The organism is Streptomyces ambofaciens ATCC 23877 (assembly GCF_001267885.1).
GTDB lineage: Bacteria > Actinomycetota > Actinomycetes > Streptomycetales > Streptomycetaceae > Streptomyces > Streptomyces ambofaciens.
Genome location: NZ_CP012382.1, coordinates 7,575,824 through 7,585,287 on the forward strand (window position 1 = coordinate 7,575,824; position 9,464 = coordinate 7,585,287).

The following is a 9,464-nucleotide window of genomic DNA, read 5'->3' on the forward strand; positions in this document are numbered from 1 at the left end:
CGGAAGCCCACCGAAGCCCCGACGGCGCCCGGGTCCGCCTCCTCGGGGCCGTTGCCCAGGGCCGCGGACGGCGGAGACGCCGGGGCCTGCGCGGACGGCGAGGGCGAGATCCTGGTGCCTCCGCAGCGGACGTCACGGCGAACGGGCTCGGCGTGCACGTCACGGCGGAGGACGGCTCCGTCACCTTCCGGACGGCGAACACCGTGAGGCGGCTGGGCGGTTCGGGCGGCGCCAGGTCGCCGAGCACGACCCGGTCGCGGCAGCGCGGCCTGCGCCGAGCGCCACCGAGGCCGGCGGGGAGGTGCCCGTCGCCGGAGTCGGTGCGGGATCTGCCGGAAGGCGCCGTCGGGCGGTGCGGCCACCGGCGGTCCACCCGCCGCCGTGCGCGGGAGACGGCCGGGCGTCCGATATTCGTTCCTCGGACGGTCGTCGGCATGACAAGCTGTGCTCCTGTTGTCCGAACCCAGGAGGTCACCATGGCTGCAGACGACTCAACGCAAGCAGGTTCGGAGTCGGCCGAGGCCGAGAGCCCCGCCCTGGCGCCCGACGAGGAGGGTCAGTACGACCTGAAGGGCAAGTTCCGGGAGGCCCTGGCGCGCAAGCGCAAGCAGGCGGAGGAGGCGGGGCGTGCCACGAACGTGGACTCCTCGAAGATCCGCGGCGCACACGGTCCGGCTTCCAGCCAGCGGTCCTTCCGACGGAAGAGCGGTGGCTGAGTCCGGCACGTCCGTCCGGCGGTCGGCGTGACGCGTCCGATCCGCCGGACCTCACCCGCGGCGCGCCGTCCCGGCCCGGGTGACCAGGAGGCTCGACGAGGCCGACGTGTTCACGGCGGCACCCGGTACCGGTGCCGAGCCGTCCGGTCCGGTCAGGGGCGGCTGGTCAGATAGCCGCCCATGGAAGTGAAGTACTCCGCCGCGGACAACTCCCGTCCGTCCTCGGTCCGTACGCGGGTGACGGCCAGGCCGTGGTTGCGGCCGGTACGGGCGTCGGCCCCGGCCACGATCACCACGCCGTCGCCCTCGCGGTAGAAGATGCGGCCGGGCGTACCGCCGTAGCGGCCCTCGGAGACCACGGCGGCGAGCACCTCCAGCCGCCTGCCCCGGTGGAACGTGAAGGCGCTGGGGTACGGCTCGGACTGGGCGCGGACCAGGCGCTCCAGGTCCTCGGCCGGCCAGGTCCAGTCGATGCGGATGTCCTCGGCGGAGCGCTTGTGGAAGAAGCTCGCCAGGGACCGGTCCTGCTTGGTGAACTCGGTCTGCCCGGCGGCGATGAGGCCGAGGGCGCCGACGGTGACCGGGGCGATGAGGTCGACGGTCTTGTGGAAGAGGTCGGTGGCGGTGTCCGTCGGTCCGACCGGTACGGCCTCCTGCCGGACGATGTCGCCGGCGTCCAGTTCGTCGTTCATCATGTGCGCGGTGACGCCCACTTCCCTCTCGCCGTTGATCAGGGCCCAGATCAGCGGCGAGAATCCGGCGTACTTCGGCAGCAGCGAGTCGTGCACGTTGAGCGTGCCGTGCCGGGGGAGACCGAAGATGCGCGGGGGGATCCACGTCCGCCAGTTGTTGGCCACGATGATGTCCGGATCGGCCTCCTTGAGTCGCTCGAACAGCTCCTCGTCGTCCGGGCGGTTGCGGATCAGCACCGGGACGCCGTGCTCCTCGGCGAGGTCGGCGACGGAGTCGCTCCAGATCTTCTCGTAGGCGTGTTCGCTCTTGGGATGCGTCACGACCAGCACCACGTCGTGCTCGGAGTCCAGGAGGGCTTGGAGGGTGCGGTGGCCCCAGGTCTGGTAACCGAACATGACGACCCGCATGGGGTTCCTCCTCAGGGCAGGGAACGGCTCCGCAAGTAAAGCAAGGCTTGCCTTAGCCCACAACACCCCGTCGAGCGCGCCCAGTTGAGCGGACCGACGTCGGTTCGCCCTATCGACAGCCTCACAGCATTAGCTTAGGCTCACCTAAGTTTCCGGCGGGGACTCCGTCGGCACGTCCCGTTCCGGCCATCCCCCACGCCCGACAGGCGACTGTCCCGCACGATGGGAGTGACATGTCACAGGTTCTTCCTGATGACGCACCACCGGTCCACGACCTCATTGGCATCGGCTTCGGTCCGTCCAACGTGGCCATGGCCATCGCGCTCAGCGAGCACAACGCGGGCGTCGGCGGGCAGGAGGCGGTCACCGCCCGCTTCTTCGAGCAGCAGCCGCGCTTCGGCTGGCACCGCGGCATGCTCATCGACGACGCGACCATGCAGGTGTCCTTCCTCAAGGACCTGGTGACACTCCGGAACCCGGCCAGCGAGTTCAGCTTCCTCTGCTACCTGCAGAGCAAGGGGCGGCTGATCGACTTCATCAACCACAAGAACCTCTTCCCGCTCAGGGTGGAGTTCCACGACTACCTCGAGTGGGCCGCGGCCAAGGTCGACGACCTGGTCTCCTACGGTCACGAGGTGGTCGGCGTCGCACCCGTCGTGCGCGACGGAGCCGTGGAGCACCTGGAGGTGACGGTTCGCTCGGGAGAGGGTCTGGAGGTCCACCGGGCCCGCAACCTCGTCCTCGGCACCGGGCTGCGCCCCCTGATGCCGGAGGGCGTCGAGCGCGGCGACCGCGTCTGGCACAACTCCGAACTGCTGGCGAAGGTCGACGGGTTGGAGGGCACCTCCCCCGCGCGGTTCGTGGTCGTCGGCGCCGGACAGAGCGCCGCCGAGAACGTCGCCTACCTGCACCGCCGCTTCCCCCACGCCGAGGTCTGCGCGGTCTTCACCCGCTACGGCTACAGCCCCGCCGACGACAGCGGCTTCGCCAACCGGATCTTCGACCCCGCCGCGGTCGACGAGTACTTCGCCGCACCCGGGAGCGTCAAACGCCGGCTGATGGACTACCACGGCAACACCAACTACTCCGTGGTGGACATCGACCTGATCGACGACCTGTACCGGCAGATGTACCGGGAGAAGGTCCTCGGGACCGAGCGGCTGCGCTTCCTCAACGTGTCCCGGCTCACCGACGTCAAGGAGACGCCGGACCGGGTCCGTGCCACCGTGAAGTCCCTCGTCACCGGCGAGGAGACCCTCCTGGACGCGGACGTCGTGGTCTTCGCCACCGGCTACAGCCCGGCCGACCCGCTCGGCCTGCTCGGCGAGGTCGCGGACCGCTGTCTCCGCGACGACGAGGGCCTGGTCCGCGTCGAGCGCGACTACCGCATCGCGACCGATCCGGACCTGCGCTGCGGCATCTACCTGCAGGGCGGCACGGAGCACACCCACGGCATCACGTCGTCGCTGCTGTCCAACACCGCCATCAGGGTCGGTGAGATCCTGGAGTCGCTCCTCGCCCGGGGCGTCAAGGCCGCATCCGACGAGGTCCGCACGGTCGCCGACGGAACCGGCAGCACGGCGCGTTAGTGTACGTCGCCATGACCACGACCGCGGTTGCCCGCCCCACGCCCGGGGGGACGACGAAGGCCCGCCGCAAGCGGGTGGTGGGGCTGGGCGTGCTCGCGTGTCTGCTCGTGGTCGCGGGAGCCGCGTCCCTGGCCGTCGGCGCGCGCGCCCTGACCCCCGCCGAGGTGTGGCACGGCTTGTTCGCCGCGCCCGACGCCGATCAACGGCTCACCGAGATCAGGCTGATCGTGCGCACCGTGCGGGTACCCCGCACGGTGCTCGCGGTCGTGGCGGGCGTCGCCCTGGGAGTCGGCGGGGCCCTCATCCAGGGCTACACGCGCAACCCCATCGCCGACACGGGCTTGCTGGGGGTCAACTCCGGCGCCTCGTTCGCCGTGGTCTCGGGGATCGCCCTGTTCGGGCTCACCGACCCGTTCCAGTACGTCTGGCTGGCCTTCGCCGGCGCGGCGGTCGCGGGTGTCGTCGTGTTCGGCCTGGCGAGTATCGGCCGCGGCGCCGGCAACCCCCTGACGCTGGCCCTGGCGGGGCAGGGCGTGACCGTGTTCCTCGCGGCGATGACCACGGCGGTCGCGCTGACGGACAAGGCCTCGCTGAACGCGCTCCGGTTCTGGAACGCGGGCTCGGTGGCCGGCGTCGGGTTCGACGTCATCTGGCCGGTGACCGCCTTCATCGCGGCCGGACTGGTCCTCGCCCTCACCACCCTGCCCGCGGTCAACCTGCTCAACCTGGGCGACGACGTGGCGCGCGGCCTCGGGGTGAACGTCGCCCTGATCCGGACCGTCGGCATCGTCTCCATCACCCTGCTCGCGGGCGCGGCCACCGCGGCGTGCGGCCCCATCGCGTTCATCGGCCTCATGGTGGCCCACGTGGCCCGGTACCTGACCGGGCCGGACTACCGCTGGCTGGTGCCGTACGCGGGTCTGCTCGGCGCTGTGATCCTGCTGGTCTGCGACATCGTGGGGCGCCTGGTGGTACGGCCGTCGGAGCTGGACGCGGGTGTGCTCGTCGCGCTCCTCGGCGCGCCGTTCTTCGCGGCCCTGGTGTGGCTCGGGAAGTTCAAGAACGCATGAACGGGGCGGAAGTGAAGCCGAGCGGGGCAGACGTGAAGGCGGACGCGGTGCACCCGAGGCCGGCGCTGACGCCGGGTGTGCGGTTCGGCCGGGTGTCGTTCGTGTGGCGGCCCTGGATCGCGTGCGTCACCCTGCTGCTGGCGGCGGCGGCCTTCCTGGTGTTCTGCCTGTCCATCGGCGTCGGGGACTTCCCCATCAGCGTGCCCCGGGTGGTCGCGACCCTCTTCGGCCGGGGCGAGCAGGTGGACGAGTTCGTGATCATGGACCTCCGGATGCCCCGCGCCCTGGCCGGGCTCGTCGTGGGGAGCGCGCTCGGGGTGTCCGGGGCGCTCACCCAGGCCATCGCGCGCAACCCGCTGGCCAGCCCGGACATCCTGGGCATCACCAGCGGCGCGAGCGCGGTCGCGGTGTTCCTGGTGACCGTGTCCGGCGGCACCGCCGCGGTGATCGCCGACGCCGTGGGCCTGTCCGCGGCGGCCCTCGCGGGAGGCCTCGGTACCGGCCTGCTCGTGTACTTCCTGGCATGGCGCCGGGGGGTCGACGGCTTCCGGCTGATCCTGATCGGCATCTCCGTGAGCGCCGCGATGCAGGCGATCACGACCTGGCTGCTCGTCACGGCCGACATCCGGGACGTGGCACGGGCCCAGGCCTGGTTGGTCGGCTCCCTGGACAACCGGTCGTGGGACGAGGTCCGGGTGGCTGTCTGGGGCACGCTGGCTCTGCTCGTGGTCGTCACCTGCGTCTCCTTCCAGTTCAAGCCCCTCCACTTCGGCGACGAGATCGCCGCGGGCCTCGGCGTCCGGTACTCGGCGGTGCGGGCGGTGCTGCTGCTGTGCGCCGTGCTGCTCGCCGGTGTGGCGGTGAGCGCGGCGGGCCCGGTCCCGTTCGTCGCGCTGGTGGCGCCGCAGGTGGCGATGCGTCTGGCGAGGTGCCCGACGCCGCCGATGGCGGCCTCCGCCATGGTCGGGGCGCTGCTGCTGATCGGCTCCGACCTGGTCGCGCGCACGGCGCTGCCGGTCTCGCTGCCGGTCGGCGTGGTGACCGCGGCGATCGGCGGCCCTTTCCTCGTCTATCTGCTGGTGCGGGCGAACCGCCGATAGCTGGTACAAAGTAAGGCAAGCCTAAAGAGGGGGCCTTGTGGTCGTACAGTCCATCGCCGGAGTGAAGTCCGGGGCCGACGACGTCTCACGGCTGACGGCCAGGGGCGTCACGGTCGGGTACGGCACCCGGACGGTCATCGACGCGCTCGACGTCGCGATCCCGCCCGGGGTGATCACCACGATCATCGGCCCCAACGGCTGCGGGAAGTCGACGCTCCTGCGCACCTTGTCGCGGCTGCTCAAGCCGACGAGGGGGACGGTCGTGCTGGACGGCGAGGACATCGGCACCCTCAGGACCAGGGACGTGGCGAAGAAGCTCGGTCTGCTGCCGCAGGCGCCCGTCGCGCCGGACGGACTGACGGTGTCCGACCTGGTCGCCAGGGGGCGTCACCCCCACCAGAGCTGGCTGCGGCAGTGGTCGTCGGACGACGCCGCCGTGGTGGAGCGCGCGCTGGCGATGACCGGGGTGGCCGACCTCGCCGACCGCCCGGTGGACTCGCTGTCGGGTGGCCAACGCCAGCGCGTCTGGATCTCGATGACCCTCGCCCAGGGCACCGACCTGCTGCTCCTCGACGAACCGACCACCTACCTGGACCTGGCGCACGCCATCGACGTGCTCGACCTGGTGGACGACCTGCACGAGTCGGGGTGCACCGTGATCATGGTGCTGCACGACCTCAACCTCGCCACGCGCTACAGCGACAACCTCGTCGTCATGCGCGAGGGCGCGATCCTGGCGCAGGGGCACCCGCGGGACGTCGTCACCGCCGAGCTGCTCAGGGAGGCCTTCGGACTGCGTGCCCGGGTGATCGACGACCCCGTGGGGGACCGGCCGCTGATCGTGCCGATCGGGCGTACCCACGCCGAACTCGACCGAGAGGCACCAGAGTTGTGAGAGTGAGGGTAGGCTAACCTCACTCCGGCGCGGTAAGGTTTGCTGCCCTTAGACGGGGGCGCAGTGGACAGCGCGACAGCAAGGGATCTGCGGATGCTCCTCCTTAGAACGACGCGTACGAAGCCCTGGCGGCGGTGGGCGGCCGCACTGTCCGCCGCCACCCTCGGCGTCGGGCTCCTCGCGGGCTGCGGTTCCGACTCGGACGACTCGAACGACTCGGCGGACAACGCGGGCAACGACACCTCGGCCGCCGCCGGCGCCTTCCCGGTCACCGTGGAGCACGCGTTCGGAACGACGAAGGTCACCGAGGCTCCCGAGCGGGTCGTCACCGTCGGCTACACGGACGACCAGACCGTCCTGGCCTTCGGCATCAAGCCGGTCGGCATGGTCGACCAGTACCCGAACCCGGCCGGCCAGAGCCCCGACATCAACACCCAGTGGCCCTGGGTGAAGGAGAAGTGGGGCGACACCAAGCCCGAGGTCGTCATGAAGAACGGCGACTCCGGCCCCAACTTCGAGAAGATCGCCGCCCTGCGCCCCGACCTGATCATCGCGGTCTACTCCGAGATCGACCAGGCCGCCTACGACAAGCTCTCGAAGATCGCCCCGACGGTGGGCCGCACCAAGGCGGAGAAGGAGCCCTTCAGCGCTCCGTGGCAGGACAACGCGCTCCACATCGCCAAGACGCTCGGCAAGGCCGAGGAGGGCGAGAAGATGGTGGCCGACATCCAGGGCAAGCTCGACACGGCCAAGAAGGCCCACCCCGAGTTCGCCGGTCGCACCGCCGTGGTGCTGTCCTGGTACGAGGACGCGGTGGCCCCGTTCACCTCCACCGACGTACGCGGACGGCTCGTCACGGGCCTCGGCTACACCTACCAGACCGAGATCGACAAGGTCGCGGACGGCAACTTCTACACGACGCTCTCCCCGGAGCGCGTCGACCTGGTCGACGTCGACCGCGTTTTCGTCATCAACGACAAGGCCGACCAGGACGCACTGAAGAAGTTCGAGCTCTTCACCAACCTGGACGCCGTCAAGAACGGCAAGGTGTCGTACCTGCTCGACAGCGAGGGCCCGGCCGTCGGCGCCGCCATCTCCCAGGGGACGCTGCTGTCGATGCCGTACGCCATCGACGAACTCGTCAAGTCGGCCGGGTAGGTGTGACCGGCACGGACACGCGCGTCGCCCCGGCGGCCCTGCGTACGGCGACCGGACGCGAGGCCGGCCGATGGGTCGCGGCCCACTGCCGCGAGGTGCCCTGGCTGACGCTCACCACCGTCCTCACGACGGTGGCCGGAGCGGCGCTCCAGGTACTTCCGGTGCTGCTGCTCGGCCGGGTGGTCGACGCGGTGGTCGAGGGGGAGTCGCAGTCGGTCCTGGTCACGATCGGAGCCCTGATGGTGGCCGCGGCGCTGCTCGGCGCGGCGGCCACCGCGGTGTCGACCTATCTGATCGGGCGGCTGGGCGCCGACCTGCTCGCCCGGCTGAGGGAGGGCGCCGTGCGGGCCGTGCTCGGGATGCCCAGCACCCGGATCGAGCAGGTCGGCCGCGGAGACGTGCTGTCCCGGGTCGGTGACGACGTCGCCGTGATCTCCAAGGGCATCAGGACGGCGGTCCCCACCGTGTTCTCGGCGGGGGTCCTGGTGGTCATCGCCACGGCCGGCATGTTCGGACTGGACTGGCGCCTGGGGCTGGCGGGCGCCGGCGCGCTGCCCGCGTACGCGCTGGCCCTGCGCTGGTACCTGCCCCGGTCCGCCCCGCTGTACCGCAGGCAGCGGGTGGCCCAGGCCGACCGGGCCCAGGCCCTGATCAGCGGGTTGAACGGCATCGAGACGGTGCGGGCGTACCGGCTCGAAGGTGCCTTCCGCGAGAAGGTCACCGCCGAGTCGTGGCGGGTGCGTGACCTCGGCATCGAGGTGTTCCGCTTCTTCGGCCGCTTCGTCGGCCGGGAGAACCGCGCCGAGTTCATCGGCCTGACCTTGATCCTCGTGGTGGGCTACGCCCTCCTGGAGGCCGGCGCCGCGAGCCTGGGGGAGGTGTCGGCCGCCCCGTTGCTCTTCCACCGGCTGTTCACCCCGCTGGGCGCCATCATGTTCACCTTCGACGAGGCGCAGAAGTCGGGTGCCAGCCTGACCCGGCTGGTGGGGGTCCTCGGGGAGGACGCCGAGGACCGGCTGGTGGGCGACGCGTCCGTGGCGCGGGCCGGTGTCGCCCCCCGCCCGGTGACGGTGGAGGGGCTGACGTTCCGTTACCCCGGCAGCGAGGAGCCGGTGCTCAGGGAGGTCGACCTGACGATCCCGGCGGGGGGCTCGCTGGCCCTCGTGGGGGCGACGGGTGCCGGCAAGACGACCCTGGCCGCGCTGATCGCGGGCGTCGGGACCCCGCAGGCCGGGTCGGTACGCGTCGGGCAGACCGATCTGGCGGGCCTGGACGAGGCCGGGGCCCGGGCCCTGGTGAGCATCCTGACCCAGGAGACGCACGTGTTCTCCGGTCCGCTCGCCGACGACCTGCGGCTGGCCGCGCCGGAGGCGACCGACGCCGAACTCATGGACGCGTTGCGCACGGTCGGCGCGGACGGGTGGGTCCGCGCGCTGCCCGAGGGCCTGGACACCACGGTCGGTGAGGGCGGCGAGCGTCTCGACGTCACCAAGGTCGCCCAGATCGCCCTGGCCCGGCTGGTGCTGAGCCGGTCCCCGGTGGTGGTGCTGGACGAGTCGACCGCGGAGGCGGGCAGCGAGGGCGCCGCCGAGCTGGAACGGGCCGTGCTGGCGGCCTGCGCCGGCCGGACCACGTTGTTCGTGGCGCACCGGCTGACCCAGGCGATGGCGGCGGACCGGATCGCCGTGCTCGACGCGGGGCGCGTCGTGGAACAGGGAACGCACCAGGAGCTGGTGGCGCTGGGCGGCCGGTACGCACGGCTGTGGCGAGCCTGGCGCGAGGGTAGTTAGGTAAGCCTAAGTTCCGTTAGCCTGCCGTCATTCCTTTGAAGGGGCG

At 71.3% G+C, this 9,464-nt stretch carries 8 protein-coding genes; 7 read left to right on the top strand and 1 reads right to left on the bottom strand.

The annotated features are described in order from the left end of the window. Nucleotides 1–476 precede the first annotated feature (476 nt). Nucleotides 477–716 (top strand): DUF5302 domain-containing protein, encoded by a 240-nt coding sequence (locus SAM23877_RS33370; protein ID WP_053141325.1) that lies wholly within the window; start codon nt 477–479, stop codon nt 714–716. Nucleotides 717–868: 152 nt separating this feature from the next. Here SAM23877_RS33370 and SAM23877_RS33375 read toward each other — a convergent pair whose 3' ends face one another. Further along, nucleotides 869–1,816 (bottom strand): methionyl-tRNA formyltransferase, encoded by a 948-nt coding sequence (locus SAM23877_RS33375; RefSeq protein WP_053141327.1) that lies wholly within the window; start codon nt 1,814–1,816, stop codon nt 869–871. 233 nt (nt 1,817–2,049) lie between these two features. Between SAM23877_RS33375 and SAM23877_RS33380 the strand changes: the two genes are divergently transcribed. The 6 genes from SAM23877_RS33380 to SAM23877_RS33405 all read left to right on the top strand — a co-directional run bounded on the left by SAM23877_RS33380 (nt 2,050) and on the right by SAM23877_RS33405 (nt 9,418). Beyond that, nucleotides 2,050–3,405, top strand: a complete 1,356-nt coding sequence (locus SAM23877_RS33380; protein WP_053141329.1) for a lysine N(6)-hydroxylase/L-ornithine N(5)-oxygenase family protein — start codon at nt 2,050–2,052, stop codon at nt 3,403–3,405. A gap of 11 nt (nt 3,406–3,416) precedes the next feature. Continuing rightward, a complete protein-coding gene (locus SAM23877_RS33385; protein ID WP_053143108.1) occupies nt 3,417–4,475 on the top strand; it encodes a FecCD family ABC transporter permease in 1,059 nt (352 codons plus the stop codon). After that, the gene (locus tag SAM23877_RS33390; RefSeq protein ID WP_053141331.1) at nt 4,472–5,575 is read left to right on the top strand and encodes a FecCD family ABC transporter permease; all 1,104 of its coding nucleotides are present in this window, start codon (nt 4,472–4,474) and stop codon (nt 5,573–5,575) included. The genes SAM23877_RS33385 and SAM23877_RS33390 overlap by 4 nt, the downstream gene beginning before the upstream one ends. Nucleotides 5,576–5,612: 37 nt before the next feature. Then, on the top strand, nt 5,613–6,470 hold the full coding sequence (locus SAM23877_RS33395; RefSeq protein WP_053141333.1) for an ABC transporter ATP-binding protein: 858 nt from the start codon (nt 5,613–5,615) through the stop codon (nt 6,468–6,470). 93 nt (nt 6,471–6,563) lie between these two features. Then, nucleotides 6,564–7,628, top strand: a complete 1,065-nt coding sequence (locus SAM23877_RS33400) for an iron-siderophore ABC transporter substrate-binding protein (RefSeq protein WP_053141335.1) — start codon at nt 6,564–6,566, stop codon at nt 7,626–7,628. A gap of 2 nt (nt 7,629–7,630) precedes the next feature. Continuing rightward, nucleotides 7,631–9,418 (top strand): ABC transporter ATP-binding protein, encoded by a 1,788-nt coding sequence (locus SAM23877_RS33405; RefSeq protein WP_053141336.1) that lies wholly within the window; start codon nt 7,631–7,633, stop codon nt 9,416–9,418. The last annotated feature ends 46 nt before the right edge of the window (nt 9,419–9,464 follow it).